The sequence below is a fragment of the Algoriphagus sp. SE2 genome, assembly GCF_039563885.1.
GTDB lineage: Bacteria > Bacteroidota > Bacteroidia > Cytophagales > Cyclobacteriaceae > Algoriphagus.
Genome location: NZ_JBCLWJ010000003.1, coordinates 423,439 through 442,923, shown reverse-complemented (window position 1 = coordinate 442,923; position 19,485 = coordinate 423,439). Strand labels below are relative to the sequence as shown.

The following is a 19,485-nucleotide window of genomic DNA, read 5'->3' as shown; positions in this document are numbered from 1 at the left end:
AACTATAAAACATCGGGCAACTAGTCGTGAAATGAATATAATAGATAAAAATGAAATATTCGGTAAGTTGAAAATGAAATGTTCCAAAATGCCCAACACTTCATACATTAACCCTGGTGTGTATTCTTTTGATGTTAGTTGCTTTTGGACTCACTCTTGGAACTTATTATACAGCCTTGGAGACTTATTATAGTGAACCAAAAATATTTGAAACCATAAGGGGGTGGAATTGGATATCTGTATCAGTTTGGGAACTATGGTCTTTTATTATTTGCTGTTGCGTTTTTAATAGAAACACTGAATAAGAATGGTGAAATCCACAAAGTATTTGGACTTACTCTATTAGCAAATGGATATTTCTATTTAAAGAATGTCGATAAATGAATGAAAGACGTTTTCCAACAACATTTTTAAAAAAAAGCGGTTTAATGGTTAAATCGAAAGAAAATAAATAAATTAAAGGTCATAGTATGGCTGAAAAATTAGTGTATAAAATCCGCTACTTTTCATATAAAAGACCATTGGAAATCTTTTAAAATAAAACGTATAAATTTTAAACATTGAATAACATGAGAAATTTATCATTTTGTTTAATAGCCTTCCTTTCATTTACAATGGCTATGGCACAAAACAACAAAAAACCAAATATCCTTATCATTTGGGGTGATGACGTTGGGATGTGGAATATTAGTGCTTACCACCGCGGTATGATGGGAGGTACAACCCCAAATATCGATCGTATAGCAGATCAAGGTATGATTTTTATGGATCATTACGGACAAGCATCTTGTACAGCTGGTCGTGCCGCTTTTATTACAGGGCAATATCCTATGAGAACGGGTTTAAGTACCGTTGGTTTACCAGGAGCGCCACAAGGCTTACAAGCAAAAGACCCAACAATTGCCGAATTGTTGAAGCCGATGGGATATGCTACAGGACAGTTTGGTAAAAACCACTTGGGGGATCGTGATGAGTTTTTACCAACAGCTCACGGATTTGACGAATTTTTCGGAATTTTATATCACTTAAATGCTGGAGAATATCCTGAGCAATATGATTTCCCCAAAGATGAAAAATTTGTTATCGAGAATAATCTAGCAGAACGAGGTGTTATTCATTCTATAGCTAAAGGTAATGGTGAACAAGAAGTTGAAGACTTAGGGCCTTGGGGAAAAGAGCGTCAAAGAAACTTGGACCAAGAAGTTCTAGAGCAATCTAAACGCTTTATAAAAGATGCTGTAAATGATGATAAACCATTTTTTGTCTGGCATAACATGACGCGTATGCACTATCGTACCAACCTAAACGACCATTACGATGGAATTACAGGATACGGTTTATATGCCGATGGTATGAAAGAATTAGACGATGATGTTGGAGAATTATTGGATTTATTAGAAGAATTAGGAGTAGATGAAAATACAATTGTAATGTTCTCAACCGACAACGGAGCAGCCTCTAACAGCTGGCCAGATGGAGGTAATCAGCCTTTCCATGGCGAAAAAGGTGTAGGTGGATGGGAAGGTGGTTTCAGAGTACCTATGGTTGTAAAATGGGATGGTCATATCCCTGCAGGTTCTACGACAGGGGAGTTTATGACTATGGAAGATTGGATGCCCACCCTATTATCACTGCTTGGCGAGGATACATTAGTTGAGGATTTGAAAAAGGGAAGATCTTTTGGTGGCAAAAACTACAAGGTACATTTAGATGGATATGACCAAAGTGACCTGATTTTAAATAATGGAAAAACCAAACGTAAAGAATTTTTCTATTTTACTGAAACCACCCTACATGGTATGCGTTATGGCGACTGGAAAGTATTGTTTAGAGATCAGGAAAAATGGTTCCGTTCGCCACAAACCCTTTTAAGTACACCTATCATAATTAACCTAAAATTAGATCCGTTTGAGCGTTTTACTAAAGCGCGTGGTTACGATGAATGGGCTGAAAACAGAAGTTGGGTACTTGGACAAGTAGGAGGGCATATTGGTGAATTTCTTAAAACCTTTAAAGAATTCCCACCAAGCCAAGAAAGTTTCTCGGTTCAGTTAGATGATTTTGGTGCTTTATTGAAAAAAGTAAATAACTAGTAATTAAACTAAAGAAGTTAAATATAAAGCAATTAATAAACGAACTCCACAAGATTGATTTACACATCATCTTGTGGAGTTTTGATGTTATGGGGTAAAAACGATTTGCCAACTTTGTATATTAGTAATGCGGGTTGAATTGCTGAAATTGAGTATTTTGGCTTCTAATAAAGTTTATTGCAGTAGGACAGTAATTGTTCCGAAGCCCCGCACTACGCTTATACTAGCCGTTAGCAGAAATATAAAAACCCGGAAAATTAGGAATGAAAATTCTGATTTTAGGAGCGTCTGGAAGAACAGGAAAATTTAATCTGGATGAAGCCTAAAATAAAGGTTATGAGACAAATTGTTTGGTTCGAGAACCGAAAAATTTTAAGCAAATCGCCAAAACTTAAAAATCTTAAAAGCGCTCTTTTGCAAACGGATTTGAAATAAATATTTTCCTGTCATAATTCGTGTAGTATTCCCATTCGCTTAATCCTATCACCCCCAAAATGATTTATCAATCATTCCCAACAAAATTAGCTCTTCCGAAGAATCGTTGATTCACGAAGTTATTGAGATTGGAACCAAACCGAAAATTAAGCCCAAATCTAGTATCGATGGTATATGCTGAGGGCAGGGTTACTCTTCCGCTCAAAATATCCTGTTCGGAGAAATCTCCTGATGCCAGGTAAATCTGGTCCTTTACGTAGTTACCTTCTGCCCTAACAAAAAACGAAAAATTCCCTGTCACACGGACTTCAGCACTAATATTCAAACCTGTAGTCCAAAAGCTAAAATCATCCAGATAAGATCTCAGACGATATCCAACTTGTAGATTACCCCATCGTTGAGTTAGTCCCAGACTGACTCTCAAGCTTTGGAGAGTTCTGGTTTCTTGAACTGCACCATAAATCGTTTCCTCTACATATCTATTGTTCCTGACTTCAATCCCATAGTTAACTCGTAGGAACCTAGAATTCTGCTCTGATTCCGGGAAAAAATTGTACTCTATAGCTGGTCTAAAGCTGACTTGAAATTTGTAATTAAAACGAGTATTCTGACGACCATCGAGATCATATCCATAAGACCATTGGGGTGATATGGACTTTACAAGCTGGTGACCAAACCCAAATTCTGATACATCAAAATCGCTCTCAACTTCATCGATGATCTGGTTGCCGTTGTCATCAAGAACAGGATCTCCATTTTCATCAACTCTTGGTTCCTTTCTAACCGTGGTTCTAAACCTTTCATTAACTCTCCCGGATATGTTGATTTTCCAATTATCTGTAATCCGGTTCACATTGAAGTCTGCACCAAAATTGGTGTCTCTGCTTAACTCTTCCAATTCAATGTTCGCATCACTACCAATATTAAAAACCCAGAAGTTCCAGGGGTCAAACATTTCCTGTTCATTATTTTCAAGAAAGCCAGAGTCAGCTTTCATGTCGATAATCACTCCCTCTCCTGCCTGGGTCTTCGCAACATACGGAGCCAAACCTAATTTGATAAACCGGGTAAGTTTTTCCCTCACTTCAAAGTCGGTATCTGTCTGTTTGTTATTTACATAGAGGGTGTCTGTTCTTCCCGCATGAATGTTTTGTTGACCTATAAAAATCAGTTGATATTGTCGTCCACCGCCACCAGATCTGTTATCGTTAATGAGCACAAAGACGTCAGCCAGTTGATTATCCCTGTAGAAGTCAACCGCCGTAATTTCCGTTCTGATAAAATCCATATCACAGCCTCCATCTCTCCGCTCACATCCATCGATAAACACCCGGAGTTTATTGGGAGAGCTGGAATTATCAATTAATGTTTGACTAATTGCAAGAGGATCAAAGGAAAAGAATATCAGGATTAATAAAAGCGGTATTTTTCTCATTTGATTAGGGGTAATTCTCGATTAAGGGATCCCTAAGATCGAGATTGAATGCCAGTTACTAACCCAACAATACCATTATTGTTTTAGAATAAGTATATATTTCACACGAAAGAGCAAAGGCAATGATTGTCGGTGCTTGCTAACATAAATACAAGCAATAAAAACAATCTCTTCCCATTAGTAGAAAAATGAAAGATATCATCCAATCACATTTAACTTTTTCAGATGAAAGTTTTCGCCTTTTAAAGAGTATAGCAATTGAAAAGAATATTGAAAAGAACCAAATTCTATTCTATCCCAATAAACCTATAAATAGAATTTTATTCCTTAAAAAAGGACTGTTAAGAGGGTATAAAATCATCGATGGGAAAGACTTCACACATCATTTCTTTTTTGAAAACTGGTTTGCGACTGATTTTACAAGTTTTTTAAAGGGAACTCCCAATCAAATATTTATTGAAAGTATAGAGAACAGCAATTATCTAGAGTTTAATAAAAAAGAATTAACAAACCTTTATAACGAGTCACCTCAAATCGAGAGATTGGGTAGAGTTATTGCGGAAAAAGCTTTCCTCTCAACGGTAGAAAAATTGGCAGATATGCAACTGCTCAATCTGAATGAAAAGTACGATGCGTTGGTAAAAAGAGATCCAGAACTTTTTCAAAGAGTTCCTCAAAAGTACATTGCGTCTTATTTGGGAGTTTCTGAACAAAGTTTAAGCAGAATTAAGAAGAAGTCGATTTCTTAACAAATGTGAATGTTTAAGTGCCTTCGTTTTATTTTTTTGCAAAAAATTTCAATGCGTAACGTATGAAATCGGCTCTATTAAAATATCTCATCTACCTAATTGTTTTACTGATATACTCAGACAGTTTTGGACAAAAGAATATTCATTTTACGCCTAATTTTAAGGAATCAAAAAAGACGACTCATAAAATTAAGGAGTGGCAAGAATATACGTTTGGATATTTAGAGTTGTTGGAAAATAGGCAAAACACCAATAGCAAAACCATCAAAATTCCAGTTTATATTTTCAAAAGTCGCAGTAAAAACCCAAAGAAAGACCCAATCATTTACACCGTTGGCGGTCCCGGCTCTACAACAATGCCAACGTCCCAGTATATGAATTTTTATAAATATCTCGATGAAAGAGATCTTATACTCGTAGAACAACGAGGAAATTATTATGCAAAACCTCATTTGGATTGCCCAGAATGGTCAAAAGCAATTTATGAATCTAATCAACCTCATTTTGATAACTCAAAATCTGATGAGCTTTTCCAGAAAGCTGCCCAATCCTGCAAGGAAAGTCTCGAACAAAAAGGCATAGACCTAAATAGTTACAATACCAATGAAATTGCGGCGGATATAAATGATTTGGTAAATGTATTAGGAATTGAGCAGTACAACCTGCTTACAATTTCTTACAGTACTAAAATTGCACAAGTATTAATGCGAGATTATCCGGAAAAAATCAGAAGCGTTGTAATGGACTCGCCCCTCCCCTTAGAAGTCAATTATGATGAAGAAAGCGTGCAAAATCTTTTGGAATCAGTTGAAAAATTGCTTGTTGACTGTGAAAACAATGTAGAATGCAATGCAGCTTATCCAAAAATTAAAAATCGATTTTTTGAGTATTTAAAAGAAAAAACGAAGAATCCCTTAAAGGTTGAAGTGGCGAATCCTACTAATGGAAAAACAGAGCTATTTTACTTAGAAGGAAAAGACTTGATAACAGTATTTACGTCAGCCTCAACAGGAGGTATACCAGATGTTCCTTTTGAGATAAATAAGTTATTGAATAATGACTTGACCTCTGTTAAAGAACAATTGACATATTTGTTTCAAGAACCAGATGGAGGAGCAGGAATAGGAATGCGCCTTTCAGTTTGGTGCGCAGAAGAAAACCCATTCAACTCCTTGGAGAAAATTGAGCAGGAGACAAATAAATATCCAGAAGTTAAAGGTTTATCACCTGCCGTCTTTGACAATGAAGTATGTTCAATATGGGGTGTGAGAAAGGTAGCAGAAATTGAAAATAAAGCAGTCCAAAGCAACATTCCCGTTTTATTTATCAATGGAGATTATGACAATGAAACTCCAGTAAAATGGGCAAAGTCAATGATACCTAATTTTACAAATAGCTATTATTTCGTTTTTAAAGGGTGGAAACACACCCCAACAACGAACTGGGGGAATCAATGTGCAATGATACTGGCAAATGAATTTTTCAACAACCCAAGAGAAAAACCAAACTCTGATTGTTTTGAACTAATTAGAAAACCCAAATTTAAAACTGAATAAAAAGTTTTTACAACATTGTATATTTGACAATGTTGACTAATTGCCCAGCTACACATTTGCTCATTATTGGTAATAATTATTTCAGTATGAAACAATTACACTTATTATTTTTTATCCTTGGAGCCGTCCTTCTTTCTTCCTGCAAAGAATCTTCTGTGAAAAGTGAAAACATGAATGAATCAGGTGAATCGACCATTTGTAGATGAACGCGGGAAGCAAGCATTAAACCAATACAAAATTAGCATCCCCATTGACCTAGCTGAATAGCGAGTAATCAGTTAATTTTTTATATATGACAGACCTCTCTCATCAGCTAATAAACTACCCATAAAAATATCTGAAGTACTAATTAAATTTTGAAAAAGACTGGAGTCAAAAGAATAATAATTAGTAGAACCAAGGATTTTTATACTCATCACTTTTTCGGAACTAAATGAATGTGGACCAATAAAATCCTTCTCTTCAAAGTTCAAATCAAAACCCTCCGCATATTTCAATTCTATCGTGGTATCCAATAGTAAGGCCGGTGACATATTATCATTTTGGCTAATCACCAATTTACTACCTGAGGTTTCTAGTTTTGCATGTGATGCAATAGGAATCAACTCACTGGTAGAAATTTTAGAGAACAAGTTATGTGAACCCATAATTTTCACTAAGTCATAAACCATAAGTGAGTCAGGTAACGAGTTATTTGTTCGTGAATGGATTACTTCTAAAATTCTTCTCGATTCTCGATTCTCACTATTTCCAACTAAATGACCTGTAAAATAATTAAAAGACATCGACCTTAAAAATAAGTTGGGGTGATGCAAAAAACTTTTCATTATCTGAAAGTACTCCTCTCCTACCTTATCAATTATAACCTTTAATGCACAAGCTTTAGACCAATTACCAACTTTTGTGTAATCAGAATTTAAAATCGAAATAATAGCCTTCTTTTCATCCAGCAAAGGATAATAAAACCACTTACTCAGAACTTTCAACCTGTCATAATTGGTCGACTTATTAAATAATGTTAGAATCTTTTCCTTGATTTCCATTTCAAGGAGATTATCAAATAATTCAAGTGCTAATAAATTATTATCCTCATTTTCAGAGAAAACACTTTTACGTATTGCGATAATGGATGCCTGATCATATTTCCAGGTTAATAAGGAAAGAACTCTATTCTCTAATATTCTCTCTTCCTCCTTCAATGCATTGTTCAAGTCCAGAAATGAATTAGTATCTGGCAATGAACTCATAATAGAAATTAAATAAGTAAGCTCTTCTAAGACATTTTCAAGATTTGACCAGAATTGTTGATCATTTTCATCGTCAATTTTATAGTGAAGAAATTCAAGATAATAGTAGGCCTGCATTTTAATTACGTAGTCAGGATAAGTAGTCATTTGTACTAAATACTCCTTACTTTCATCTGTATTAATTCTTCCAATTAAATTTAAAACAAACCTCTTCTCTTCAATTTGCTTGGCTTCATTAAATTTTCTAACAAGAAAATTAAGTTTATCTCCTGAAGTACTCTCACCCTTCATAGCCATTTCAAGCAAGGCATTCTTATCAAAGTTGTTTTTAAAAGCAGCATGTTTTTCCACTACAAAATCGTCTTTGGGAGGTAAGATAAATACGGGAGTTTTTAGCTCTGTTCGTATGTCATTTATCTTAATACCTTGCTCCTTTTCGATCTTCAGGTCTTGATCTTGGCTACTTGGGAAAAACTTATTCCCCAAAATAGTATTTGCTGCCTTTGCTAATGAAATATCTTTCTTAGCTCCATTAATCAGAATCATTAATTTGTCCCAACCTAATAAATGATCACTCTTACTTTTGATATGCTTTGCCTCTAATATTTTCTTAATTTCATCTTTAAAGGCGCCAACAAGCTTAAATGCAAAAAATACCCAAACAATAAATAGTGCTAAACTCAAATAGAGGATGCCCATTCTTATGTTTTCCGGAGCGGTAACCCATCCATAGACAATTAAGATCAAACTGCCTATAATTACTGATATCTGTTTCGTTCCTCCCTCAATTTTGGCCAGAACTAAAAGTCGCTCAGCAGGGTCTAAAATTTGATATAAATTCTTATAAGCAGGTTCCTCGATTGACTTTTTAAATATCCTTTCGAAAAACTTTAAGGCAAATACAAAAACAGCTAAAGCAAAAATATAGTCTTCATCAAATGAGGCTAAAATAGAAAGAGAAACGAATAAAAGACATAGGATAGGTAAGATGACCAAACCTGTTTTTAAGCCAAAATTTCTAAAAAATTTAGCTGAATAAATCCCTAATAAAAATTCAAAAATCTTAACAAGCCCTAAGAAATACCCAATGAATATCACCAACTGTTGCGGGTTATCTTTAAATGCTTCCTGAGAATTAACAAGGAAGCTATAATCAACGAAGTAATAAGCAATAGTTGAGATACCTCCACTTATTGCTATAAAAAGAATGAATTTCCTACTTAATAATTCTCTATATGATTGTTGCTTTACAGCTTTTTTTAGATTGGAATTATCAGCCGGTTTTTCAATTTTTAGAGTCTTTACTATTTTTATTAAAATAAAAAACCCTACAAGCAAGCCTAAAATTGCTACCCATAGCAAATTGAGATTTGAGCCTAAAAGTTTTGTTAGAGACGGAACTGAAAAATAACCTACGATAAAAGCCAAAGTTCCAGCAGAAGAAATAATACCAGAATACTCTTTGCTTTCCCGAATATTATAGATTTTTATTAATAAACCAGCTTGTTGATTTGAAACCAGATAGATGAAAGGTGTACAAAATATGTAAACCAAAAAACTCAGTACTTTGGAAGAGAAGCTTTCAGGAGAAATAAATAAGAATCCTACCCAAAAAAGGGAAGCACTAGCCAACATAAATAAATGGGGTAGGAAAAAGGCTTTCTTCCCAAGTTTATTAAAAAACTTTCCGTAAATAATGATTAAAGCGTATCCTATAACTCCGGAAAATAAATAGCCAACTGGTAAAAAACTTTTTTCAAAATTTCTGACAAATTCAATAGTAGCTACAGAAAAAAATATGGCAACAAAAATAAAGGTGAAAAAGGAATGCGATACTTGTAAAACAAGGGATCGATTTTGTAAAAATCCGGTTTTCGTCTTTGACTGAGACTTTCCCATCACCTTAAGGCTGAGTATATAATTCTTTTAAAATCTATTGTTATTCTATTGATAGACTTATCCTCTTTAATAGGCGTGAAACCTGTTTGATTTAATCTTTCATGTTCCTTCTTTACAAAATCATTCCACTCTAATAGTTTTTTAGTTTCATTTCTGAATTCTGAAACTAGTCTCCTATCCGTATGAAGTATATAATCAAAGTCAAACAATTTACTAATTTCCTGAAAACCAGAATTAGCTAAATGGGCTTCAAGCTCTGTGTTTAATAAAAAATCACGCTCCTTAGCTAAGTTTTCAAAATCTGCTAATTGATCTTTTTTTGCTATCACTCTTCTATAAAAATCGTAGTTCTTTTCAGAAAGATCAGGCTTCCAGAAATAGACCCTTCCTCCCGGTTTTAGCAAAGAGTAAATATTATTAAAAACTTTTTCCTTATCTGATTTTGGGATTTCATGAATAAACATTTTACAGAGGATCACATCAAACTTTGAATGATCTTCTGAGATATTCAATCCATTATTATGAACAAAACTAACATCAATATTTGAGTCCTTATTAGCACATTTTTCGTAATCTCTAATAGCTTTTGCAATGAAAGGTTTGTTTGAATCCCAGAGATAATATTTCATTCTAGTATCTGGAATGCGGTTCAAAAGTTTATATAAAAAAGAACCATAACCTCCTCCAATATCCAAAAATGCTTGTCCATCACAAATTGCCATAAGGTCTATCAACTTAAAATAAACTTCATCTGACTCATTGTGAATAAGGGAAAAATCAACATCCCTCTTTTTATAATCTTGAATTATTTTATTCATATTTCAAGAATTAAACTAAATCTATAATTACGACTTTCCTGAGGAACGTAAGGAACAAAACCATTATAATTATTTATATAGTCCCCATTAGCTGTTCGAGGCCCAGGTGAGTAATATAAGGCATTCAAGATATTGTTGACTGTAATTTGTAGCCTTAATGAAGGAATTTTATTATGTGAATACATAAAGGAACCATTAAAAATAGTGTAACTAGGTATTTTGCCCGATCCGTCTAATCCCATATTTCCGGGTACTGTTGTTCCAGGTCCAACAAGTTTTTGTCCTACGTAATTTGACCTTAGGTTCAAATTAAGCTGGTTTTGATTGATAGTTTTAGGGATATTTAATCCAAAGTTTGCCTTGAACCTCGCAATATCAGCCACATCAATGGAACCATCAGAGGTTGAATTATCGATTTCTTTTGAATAGGTTAAAGAATAGTTGGTATAAAATGAAATTCCATTTTGGAAAGGTCTGAGCATCAAATTTCCTTGGGAGCCAATAATGGAATAAGTTCCAATATTATTATAAGAGGCCCTGAGACCATTTTCGGTACTAAGGGCTACAGCATCATTTACTCGAGAAATAAAAATCGATGCATCCCAATTAATGTTAGGCTTTCTTACTCCTTGTACAACAAATTCCAAATTTCTAATTTTTTCTGGACTCAAATTTGGATTGGCAGCCCGTACACCTGTCGTCGAAAATTTTGTGAACTGTGATGGGTTTTGAATTCCTTGTGAAAAAATAGCTTTCACCACCACATCTTTAAGTTTATAAACCATCGCTAATTTTGGATTGAATCTAGTCCCAAAACCACCAGTGGCACGAATCTTATTATTATCTAATCTACCAGCAGCTGTAAAGTATAGTTTCTCCGGAATAAACTGATAGGAAATCTGTGAATACAAACCTATATCCAAAACACTGTAAGAATTTGACCCTTCATCTTGATTGTTAACCGTACCTATTTCTTGAGGATATACATCAGGCCTTTCTTCTTCAATGGCATAGGTATTATATCTTAGGTAATCTCCTTGAAGCATACTTTGTCTTACTTCAATACCTAACATAGCATTAAACCTATCTCTGACCACATTCACCTTAAGGTCATTCCTTAATTGACTTGCTTTATAAAAATAAAAAGTCTCTTTCCACCCTTGTTTATCACCATTAACTAGTGAATCTGGAAACAAGAAATTCAACACAGATAAACCAGAAGAACTGCTATTGGTATCCAAGAGATTATAGAATGAATTATAGGAAACTAATTTGGAATTCCCTTCTATACCATGTACCACATAGGATAAGGTATTGGAAATAGAAATGAACTCAAACCTCTTGTTATATTTAGAATAAAAAGTTGAATTTACTGGCTTCCATTTACTTCCATTATTAGCTCCAGCCGTAAATAAATCCTGATAATAATTAAAATTTTGCTGTACGTTCCAAGTTCTGAAACCAAATTCAAAATCATTAAACAATATCTTACCTCCAAAATAAGAATGCTTATTAGTTCCGGAAAAACCCACATTACTACCATTCACTTTGGAATTGTATTTTTCTAAATCTCTCCTCTTTAAAATATTCAAAATACTACTTGCAGAGTCTGGATTTATTTTTAATTCTGTACCACCTGCATTGACTTCATAATAATCATAAAAGGGACTTCCTGGTTTTAGTCCCAACCGATTCATCTCTACCTCCAATTCATTAACTGTTGTAGCAGGATTATCTTTAAATGATAAAGATTTCATCCGCTCCTCATTATAAATTAGACCATTTAAGTCATTCGGATTATAATCAAAAAAAGAAGTATTGCTCATATCATGACCATCTGAATCAAACAATCTCCCCGTAAGCAAAAACGAAAAATTCTTCTGCGAACCTGCAACATTCAACTCAGCAACCTGAGTCCCGAATGATGCCCCAGTGATTTTACCATTAACTCCTAAATACAATTTTGGGTCATCCCGATCACTTTTTCTTTTTATGAGATTTGCAGGTTTCTTGGTAACTATATTGATGGCTCCTGCAAAGGATCTTGGACCATAAATAGTAGAAGCTGGACCGTAAATTATTTCAACGGAGCTAATGTTGGTCAAGGGATACTGTCGGGATAGATAGGCTATATTGGACCAAATGTCATTCTCTTCAATCCCGTCAATCATAACCAAAGTTCTTTCAGTATTATCTTGTCTAAAACCTCTTTGATAAACATTGGCATAAGTGGTGGCAAAGATTTTGGAGATATCAAATCCTGGCACGTCATTTAGCAAGTCAATTATATCCAGATATCCTCTTTTATTAAAATCTTCTTCTTTTATAACCAGTACTGATGCTGGGGCTACTTCGATATCTTCAGGACTTTTAGACAAAGAAGTAATGCTTTTATTTGCTAAACTTTCTAATTCTTCATCCACTAAATCCTTAAATAATTCCGGATCATTTTCTTCATAGTAATTATCGAATTTAGTTTTCACATAGGACGATATATAGATTTTAGCTTCATCTTCCTTTTCCTGAACAATTAAAATCATGGACTTTAATTTCAAATAATCGGAAGTTTCTTTATTTGTACATGCTTGATACCCATCCAAAGAGTTTAAAGATCTTTCAAAGTCCCCATTAACATAATAGTCCATTGCTAAGCGATATTGACCTAAACAGGAATCATCCATATCAGACTTCCGCTGTGCATACGAGCTAATCGATAAAACCAACAAACTCATGGATATAAAAAATTTAAGTTTTATCATGTTCAATTTTTTAAATATTCCTTCGTTAAAAATTGCCAGAATTTACTCATTCCCTCATTTTCAGCATCTACCACTTCTATACTTTCATATAAGTCCTCTCCAATCTCATCTTTAATCTTTACGGTATTCACTTCAGAATTCAACATTTGCTGAATGTCCTCAATCTTGTTTAAGCTTGCTACCAAATTTTCAATATTTGATGGCCAAACTGTTATAAATCCTCCTTGACCGGTAGCTATGATATTTTTATTATCATCAGACAAGGCAAGTCCTCTGACCCAAAGCGGACTTTCTTTTAAGATTAAACCTTCATTTTTGGAATCTGAGAATCTGTTGATGTGAATAGTATGATCAAATGCAGAAGTAATGATTGTCTGCTGACTGTCATCATTTGAAAACACGATACCCGTAATACTTGAAATATTTCCGGGAACATTCCTTTGATACGTATACCTTGAACCTGTGAAACTAAACAGTGCAACCCTTCCCTTATCACCTCCCAAAGCCATGTATTTACCAGATTTAGAAGACCCAATAAAACTAATTATTTCAGTAAATTCTCTTGGAATTGGAATATCTACTAGTTCGGAGTAATTGTAATTATTCTGTGATTTCTCAATTTTCAAGAATTTCAAAAAATCTTGACCAGTAAGAAATACCCCAATCTCATTTCCATTGATAAAGGATGAAAATTGACCGACATTCCCGAAATCCTGATCACCAAAAGTTTGAATTTCTGTAGGTAATAGAGTCGATTTCTCAATTCTATTAACTACCGCTCGATCTGAATACCCAACCAAAAGATCAACCGTGTTAAGGTCGTATCCTACAAATGCCGCAAACGTAATTGGAGTGTCAGCATTTTGAACAGGCACTGGCAATTTTGAGATATTACTTGTCTCAAAAAGATATAAACTACCATTGACCGAAGTAGCTAACAATAAGCTTTTATCTGGGCTTAATAAAAGCTTGCTAAAATTTTCATCCACTTTACTTGATTGTTCAAATTCAACAATTCTTGTTGGGCTCCCCTCAAGTTTCCAATGTTTGATGATTCCATCATCTCCTGTAGTATAAAAATTCTCATTGTCTGCAAAAACAGCAGAACGTTCATCGTATCTAGATTGATTGTTTTTTTTGTCATTTCTTACCTGATAACTCTCTATATATGATTTTGTAAGTTGATCTTTCAATGCATCATAAATTATTCTGTTATCTGGAGGACCTTCCAAAAACTTATTCAGCCCATAAGACAAGAAAGCAAGTTGCAAACTGGTTGTGTCCTTTAAAGGATCCTGTATTATTTGTTGAGATTTTATAGCAAGATTATTTGCTTCTGCTAACATTCTTAATCTGTTAGACTCCCTTTGGGCATTCAAAGCTTTTATTTCTGACCTCCTAGCACTGTCCGCATTTGCATCTGCTATTTGTTTTTGTGTTAAAGCCACTTTTGCACTTGAATCTGCTGAATTTTTTGCCGCAATTGCAGCTATTTCTGAAAGTCTAGCTCGCTCTTCATTTTGGGTTGCAATATCTTTTTGTCTCAAAGCCTCAGCTGCACTTGAATCTGCTAGAATTTTTGCAGCAACTGCTTCATTTGCGAAAAGCCTAGCCTGCTCTTCGTTCTCTGTTGCTATATCTTTCTGTCTCAAAGCCTCAGCTGCACTTGAATCTGCAAGAATTTTTGCGGCAACTGCTTCATTTGCGCTCAACTTTGCTTTAATCCCCAAAAAAATTGCCCCAATACAGGCAATAGATATTATACCGATAAAAATCCTTAATCTAAGAATAGCTGCTTTCCGTTTAAGCTCCTCGGCCTTGATCTCCCTTTCCTTCTCAGAGATTGAATGTTCCAAATAATTCATCGCTCTATCAAAAGAAGGATAATATCGCTTGGCCCATATGGCATTTGGCTTTTGACTAGCCTTCCAATTGGTAGCCATCATTAATTCCGGATCTCTCCAAAGCCCAGTTTTACCTTCTTGATAAAGTTCAGCGGATTGCCCCAATCGAATATAGAGCTCTGCAGACTCTATTTCTTCTTGCACCCAGGTTTGAAGTCTTTCCCAAACCCGCATTAGACTTTCATGTGAAATGTCAATAATCGTATCCTCATGAATTTCTAAGCCAAAAGGTGGCATTAAAAAGCTCCTACCAGGTTTCCTGAATATATCTATAATTTGGGTAAGCTTTTCCAAGCTTGCCCCGGTTAATTCACAGATATCACTTACCAAACCTGGATGCCTAACTCCCCTACCATCGTTTCTTTTTTCTGTAAGGAATCTGAATAATTTCTCACAAATAATTCTACCCTCATCATCATTAATCTCAGCAAAAGCCTCTTCAGCATGTAGAGACAATGCCTTTGACATTGTTCCAATAGCTTCGTAATGTATTAAGTCAATTGGACTATCTGGCGAACTGGTTTTTGTCCAGTAATCCCAAGTTCTCATTAAAGCGTGTTGAAGAATGGGAAGTTGATCTGGATTATCACCGACGTCATTGAGTAATCTAGCAAGCAATGACTGAGAAATCTGTGCTCCCCCTACCGCAATTGGCCCAGTAATGGCAGCTTTTCTTTCTTCCCTAGTCATCCTGGGGATCAAATATTGGCCATCATTGATAGCTTCTGGCAAACCTCGAAACTCAGAACAGTCTCCTAAAAAATCAGAACGCATCGTGAAAACGATGTAAATTCTACCTTGTGTTCTGGCGGAAATTTCTAGAAGTAAATTAATAAAGACAACAGCATCCCTTGTTCCTTTAGAAACTGATTTTTCATATTTTGAAAATCTAAAAAGCTCTTCAAACTGATCAACAACAATTAATATATTTTGATCCTTTGAATCTGATAGCTGTCTTATAGTTTCCGCTATTCCTTTACTGGATCTTCGTAAAATAGATTCAATAATAGCTGAAGTATTTGGGGTCACTTGATTCTCTCCCAAGATTTCTTCTGAAGACAAAGCTTCAGATAAATTACCTATTGGATCATTTCCTGGTTTTAAAGTACAAATACGCCATCCAGAGCCAGCATTGCTTAAGTATCCCGAATGAAGAGCAGGTATTAAGCCAGATTTAACCAAGGATGATTTACCAGAACCAGATGCACCCACCACAGCAAGCAGTCTGGTCTTGTTTAATTTTGACAGAAGTTCATCTATCTGATTTTCACGACCGAAAAATAAATACTCTTCTTCTTCCTCAAATGAGCGAAGACCTGGAAATGGATTAAAATAGGTTGAATCACTCATGAAATTTCCTTTATAAATGGTTCTATAGATGCATTTATATCATCGGTTAATTTCAACACTTGCAACTCATGTGATCTGAACCTTTCCTTCCGAGGGTTCATTGGATTCGCTATACAAACCGTTTTACTCAGCAACTTTTTCTTCCTACCGTATCCAGCTATCTTGAGCAAATCCCTCATTTTTGATCGCAACCATAGTTCATTTGCATTCCCATAGTAAATTAAAACTGCATCACAGTTTATCAAGTTTTCCTGATGATCTAGCCTGACCTCCGTTTGATCTCCTTCAAATGCAGGAAGAACTACATCAAAGCCTTTATCAAATAAAAAGTTGTCAAGTTCTTGAACATCGTCGATATCTGCCTGGTCACAAATTAAATATATCTGTTTGGGGCCATCATTATCAGAGGTTTCTTCCGAGGTGCTTAATAACGTGTTTTTAACTTTTAATTTATCCTCAATTGCAAACTCCAAATCCTCTAAAGAAGATATTAATAAATCAGCCCCATTTAGCATACTTTCGCTGTTTTTGAGTTCTTCCACAAAGCGAATTTGTCTTTCATCCTTAATTTCTATTTGTGGTGGCATCCAAATCAACCTCCCTTTTGAATCAGGAATAGTAAGTGAATTCGCCATTTCAAGTTGCAATTGTACGTTAGACTTCTCTGTCCCCTCGGGCACAAAACCGAAATTAGAACCAATCATATGAATGCTAAGAATACTTTCGCTTATCATCTCCTTTACCTCCGCGTTATAGGAATCAACATCTAAAGGAAGATTTTTGTCTGGAAGTACCTGATAACCTTTTTCCAATAGTGTACGCTTCACAGATTCTCTGTTTTCCTTCAGATTGAGACTAGTTTCTGCCAAGAATATTTTACCCAGTTCAGATTCACCTTCCGTCTTTTCACCTTCAGAAGCAGAATCATCAGTTTTTAGATTATTTGTTAATTCATTATTCTTTATTTTGTCTAGTAGGGCAACAATATCATGGGCCAAATCATCGAGTTTTGCCCAATAAGCCAATTGTGCCTCTTTACCAAATACCTTATTGAATTCGATGGGTTTACCCGAAAAAGGATCAATTTTAAAAAACTCATAACCCAAAAGCCCTTGTAAAAAAGGCGTTTGTGCTTCTAGATCAATTGGTGTTTTAATAACTTTAAAAATTCTTGATTTAGATCCGATTTTGGCTCCAATATTTGTCTCAGCTACCTTATAAAATTCGTTCACTTCTCGAACACACCATTCTGATTTCACATACCTTGGAGAATGAATAGAAATAAGTAAGGCAATTTCATTTAATCCTTTTATTATTTCCTCACTAAAATCATCATTTCCTTTTAATCGGTCATCACGCCAAATTTTTGGTTCATAACCAAGCAACTGTGTTAAACGAACTTTTAATGAACGGTGAAATTCTGAAATCCAACCTTTTTCACCTTCTATTAAGGATTCATCATCAATGTGAGCGTAACTTATAAATATATCTTTTTCAAATTTTGGAGTCATTCTGGGTATTATTAACCATTTACATCAGTTGGTACAATTCAAAAAACTGATAATTCCAATACTAATCGATTTAGGCTAGTTTTTTCTATTAACCAATTAATTTATGCTCTTAGAGAGAAAAAATAAACATTTCCGCTTTTAAATCATTTTAGCCTCGTAGCACTAGTTAAGTATTAAATGTCTTTAAAAGAATTATTAATTTTTAAGGTTTGGGTTTTTTATGTAACAGCATCTTTCATTTGATGAAGAAATAGAAAAAAGTATAAAAATTTAACAATCAGTAAACCGATCTTTTTAAAATTTGGAATAGTACTAAACCCCACGTTTAACTAGAATATATTTTAATCTATTTCTAACTGGTTAAAACTTTTTTTATCGATTTTTTACAATTTTAGACCTATCTATTCCTTACAAAATCAATATATAAAAAGATTTGTTAAATAAATGTGCCAAATCAATTTTTCCTGATAGCAGAAATTGCTTCTATTATTTAAAGAATAATTAGATGCTCTTATGTGTACTTCATTTGAGTTGGGATAGACCTAATTCACTTTGGTACAGTCAATTTCATAACTATATTCACGAGATAAGTCTGTTTTCCTACCCTGAGATCAGGTAGGAAATAGCTTATCCTAAAAAACAATTTCTTTTAGGGCAGCCAAGAAAGGGGCAATAATTTTGTTGAATAAGCATTTTTAAGCTGGCTTCTGATTAACAAAAAATGAAAAAAAGGATATTCTATTTAATTGGATCTATATTCTTAATTATTGGTATTTACCTTATCGTCAAAAAAATTTCAAATGTATTAGAAGAAAGAAAGCGTAGAGAAAAGGTGATGAAAATGGAGCATTCAGCATCTGAAAACGTAAAAATCCTTACTGATACTATTGAAATTGAATACCTCCATGAAAAAAGAACTATTGGTATTTATTTACCAGAAAACTATGAGCTAGATACATCCAATTATTCGGTTCTCTATTTCTTAGATGGTCAATACCTATTTGATCAAAAGATAATTGAAGGAAATGAATGGCAGCTCGACGAAGTGTTAGACAGCCTAGGAAGAATTTCAGGGGAACAATCCATTATTGTTGGCTTATATAACTCAGATGATAGGTTAAAGGAGTACTCTCCACTTCCTTCAACTCAATGGTTTTCGAATAATGATTTTGAGGGTGATAAGCATGCTGAATGGATCGTTTCAAGTCTAAAGCCTTGGATTGATAAACGATTTCGCACAAAAAAAGAAGCAAAGTACACCGTCATAGGAGGCGCTTCTTTGGGAGGATTAATGTCCTATTATATGCTCATGAAATACCCAAGCGTGTTTGGCGGAGCTATTGTTTTCTCACCTTCTTTTTGGATTAATAAAGAAGTATTCAGTCTGCATGAGAACAATAAATATGTGCTGGATCAAAGAATTTATTTCAATGCAGGAGATTTAGAACCTTCAACCGTACAAAATGTAAAAAGAATGCAGGACATTCTTCTCAAGTATGGGGTTCCAAAGAATAACATAAAAATTGATATAGAAAAAGAACTTGGACATTCTCATATAACTTGGAGAAATGGATTCAGGAAGGCCTATCCTTGGATTATCCTAGATAATTAAAAACTTTTATTTATCACAATTTCCTACGAAACGTACTCTTAGCTCTGACTTTTCAAATCTTAATAGGCTTTTCTCTGAGTTTTCATTTTCTATTCTGACCTGTTTAAAAGAAAAAAT

At 34.4% G+C, this 19,485-nt stretch carries 10 protein-coding genes; 4 read left to right on the top strand and 6 right to left on the bottom strand.

Annotation, left to right across the window (positions count from 1 at the left end; all coding sequences use genetic code 11):
- The first annotated feature begins 569 nt into the window (after positions 1-569).
- Positions 570-2,093 (top strand): arylsulfatase, encoded by a 1,524-nt coding sequence (locus AAGF08_RS05915; protein ID WP_343510190.1) that lies wholly within the window; start codon positions 570-572, stop codon positions 2,091-2,093.
- A 502-nt stretch (positions 2,094-2,595) separates the two neighbouring features.
- Here the strand turns inward: AAGF08_RS05915 and AAGF08_RS05910 are convergent.
- The gene (locus tag AAGF08_RS05910) at positions 2,596-3,963 is read right to left on the bottom strand and encodes a hypothetical protein (RefSeq protein WP_343510187.1); all 1,368 of its coding nucleotides are present in this window, start codon (positions 3,961-3,963) and stop codon (positions 2,596-2,598) included.
- Positions 3,964-4,151: 188 nt separating this feature from the next.
- On the opposite strand from AAGF08_RS05910, the gene AAGF08_RS05905 reads away from it, so the two are divergent.
- Both AAGF08_RS05905 and AAGF08_RS05900 read left to right on the top strand, forming a co-directional pair.
- Positions 4,152-4,712, top strand: a complete 561-nt coding sequence (locus AAGF08_RS05905) for a Crp/Fnr family transcriptional regulator (protein ID WP_343510185.1) — start codon at positions 4,152-4,154, stop codon at positions 4,710-4,712.
- A 62-nt stretch (positions 4,713-4,774) separates the two neighbouring features.
- Positions 4,775-6,268: an alpha/beta fold hydrolase gene (locus AAGF08_RS05900; protein WP_343510184.1), complete on the top strand. Its 1,494-nt coding sequence runs from the start codon at positions 4,775-4,777 to the stop codon at positions 6,266-6,268.
- 278 nt (positions 6,269-6,546) lie between these two features.
- On the opposite strand, the gene AAGF08_RS05895 is transcribed toward AAGF08_RS05900, so the two are convergent.
- The 5 genes from AAGF08_RS05895 to AAGF08_RS05875 are packed head-to-tail and all read right to left on the bottom strand — an operon-like array spanning position 6,547 to position 17,756.
- Positions 6,547-9,414, bottom strand: coding sequence for an MFS transporter (locus AAGF08_RS05895; protein WP_343510183.1), 2,868 nt, complete (start codon positions 9,412-9,414; stop codon positions 6,547-6,549).
- Positions 9,414-10,232, bottom strand: a complete 819-nt coding sequence (locus AAGF08_RS05890) for a class I SAM-dependent methyltransferase (RefSeq protein ID WP_343510182.1) — start codon at positions 10,230-10,232, stop codon at positions 9,414-9,416. The genes AAGF08_RS05895 and AAGF08_RS05890 overlap by 1 nt, the downstream gene beginning before the upstream one ends.
- Positions 10,229-12,991 (bottom strand): TonB-dependent receptor plug domain-containing protein, encoded by a 2,763-nt coding sequence (locus AAGF08_RS05885; RefSeq protein ID WP_343510181.1) that lies wholly within the window; start codon positions 12,989-12,991, stop codon positions 10,229-10,231. The genes AAGF08_RS05890 and AAGF08_RS05885 overlap by 4 nt, the downstream gene beginning before the upstream one ends.
- 2 nt (positions 12,992-12,993) lie before the next feature.
- On the bottom strand, positions 12,994-16,245 hold the full coding sequence (locus AAGF08_RS05880) for a hypothetical protein (RefSeq protein ID WP_343510180.1): 3,252 nt from the start codon (positions 16,243-16,245) through the stop codon (positions 12,994-12,996).
- Positions 16,242-17,756: a toll/interleukin-1 receptor domain-containing protein gene (locus tag AAGF08_RS05875; RefSeq protein WP_343510178.1), complete on the bottom strand. Its 1,515-nt coding sequence runs from the start codon at positions 17,754-17,756 to the stop codon at positions 16,242-16,244. The genes AAGF08_RS05880 and AAGF08_RS05875 overlap by 4 nt, the downstream gene beginning before the upstream one ends.
- Positions 17,757-18,477: 721 nt before the next feature.
- Here AAGF08_RS05875 and AAGF08_RS05870 point away from each other — a divergent pair.
- Positions 18,478-19,368 (top strand): alpha/beta hydrolase-fold protein, encoded by an 891-nt coding sequence (locus AAGF08_RS05870; RefSeq protein ID WP_343510177.1) that lies wholly within the window; start codon positions 18,478-18,480, stop codon positions 19,366-19,368.
- Positions 19,369-19,485 lie beyond the last annotated feature (117 nt).

Excerpts from the sequence above, each read along its gene's own strand:
- AAGF08_RS05915 (WP_343510190.1), top strand. The coding sequence starts at position 570 with ATGAGAAATTTATCATTTTGTTTAATAGCCTTCCTTTCATTTACAATG.
- AAGF08_RS05910 (WP_343510187.1), bottom strand. The coding sequence starts at position 3,963 with ATGAGAAAAATACCGCTTTTATTAATCCTGATATTCTTTTCCTTTGAT.
- AAGF08_RS05905 (WP_343510185.1), top strand. The coding sequence starts at position 4,152 with ATGAAAGATATCATCCAATCACATTTAACTTTTTCAGATGAAAGTTTT.
- AAGF08_RS05900 (WP_343510184.1), top strand. The coding sequence starts at position 4,775 with ATGAAATCGGCTCTATTAAAATATCTCATCTACCTAATTGTTTTACTG.
- AAGF08_RS05895 (WP_343510183.1), bottom strand. The coding sequence starts at position 9,414 with ATGGGAAAGTCTCAGTCAAAGACGAAAACCGGATTTTTACAAAATCGA.
- AAGF08_RS05890 (WP_343510182.1), bottom strand. The coding sequence starts at position 10,232 with ATGAATAAAATAATTCAAGATTATAAAAAGAGGGATGTTGATTTTTCC.
- AAGF08_RS05885 (WP_343510181.1), bottom strand. The coding sequence starts at position 12,991 with ATGATAAAACTTAAATTTTTTATATCCATGAGTTTGTTGGTTTTATCG.
- AAGF08_RS05880 (WP_343510180.1), bottom strand. The coding sequence starts at position 16,245 with ATGAGTGATTCAACCTATTTTAATCCATTTCCAGGTCTTCGCTCATTT.
- AAGF08_RS05875 (WP_343510178.1), bottom strand. The coding sequence starts at position 17,756 with ATGACTCCAAAATTTGAAAAAGATATATTTATAAGTTACGCTCACATT.
- AAGF08_RS05870 (WP_343510177.1), top strand. The coding sequence starts at position 18,478 with ATGAAAAAAAGGATATTCTATTTAATTGGATCTATATTCTTAATTATT.